Annotated in this window: 1 protein-coding gene and 1 pseudogene; one reads left to right on the top strand and one right to left on the bottom strand. The window is 53.5% G+C overall.

The features are described from left to right. Positions 1-162 (bottom strand): annotated as a pseudogene (locus TU76_RS23955) (amino acid ABC transporter substrate-binding protein); the annotation flags it as partial. A 203-nt stretch (positions 163-365) separates the two neighbouring features. Here TU76_RS23955 and TU76_RS23950 point away from each other — a divergent pair. Next, the coding region (locus TU76_RS23950; protein WP_048352637.1) for an IclR family transcriptional regulator at positions 366-770 on the top strand (405 nt) is incomplete at its 3' end.

Raw genomic sequence — 770 nt, 5'->3', positions numbered from 1 at the left:
CTTGCCGACGGCTTCTACCGCGTCAACCATCATGCCCTGGATGTTTCCGCTCTTGATGTCTAGGAACGTAAACGGAATACCTGTGGCGGTAGCACCGACTTTGTAGACGGGTGCAGCTGTGACACTGGCGGACACCATCAAACCGGTGGCCATTGCGCACATAAGCGTGAGCACTTGAAATGGTTTTTGCATGGCGAATCTCCCTGTGATCTCTTTTATTATTCCTGATGACGCCTCTAAAAAACCGTCGCGCCCTGTGGTACAAAAAGCGTGCTTCGACTATAACCAATTCGCTCAAATCGTAAAGAGATTTATAAATATCGCTTATCGATATTCACTGCCCGTACAAAAGCCAAGGAAACACCATGAGTGATCACAACAACCCTCTTTTCAATCAATCTCTGGAAAAGGGGCTGGCCGTGCTTCGCGGGTTTGGCGCAGCGCGGCGCACCATGAACCTGGCTGATATTGCCCAGGTGGCGGGCATCAGCAAAAGCTCGGCGCAGCGCATGATCCATACCCTTGAAGAGCTCGGCTACGTGCGCACACACCCGCAAAGCCGGCGCTTCCAGCTAACGCCAAAAGTCATGGAGATTGGCTACAACTACCTGGCGGCCGACATTCTGGTCGACGTTGCCAACCCCTACCTGGCCGAACTCAATCAGATCACCGGCGAGACGGTCAACCTGACGGAGCCGGACGGACTGGATATGGTTTATGTGGCCCGTTTCGTCGCACCAAAATTCATCCCGGTGCACATGCCGATCGGT

Source organism: Pseudomonas psychrophila, assembly GCF_001043005.1.
Classification (GTDB): domain Bacteria; phylum Pseudomonadota; class Gammaproteobacteria; order Pseudomonadales; family Pseudomonadaceae; genus Aquipseudomonas; species Aquipseudomonas psychrophila.
The sequence above is the reverse complement of the archived record's forward strand: the minus strand, read 5'-3'. Positions and strand labels throughout refer to the sequence as shown.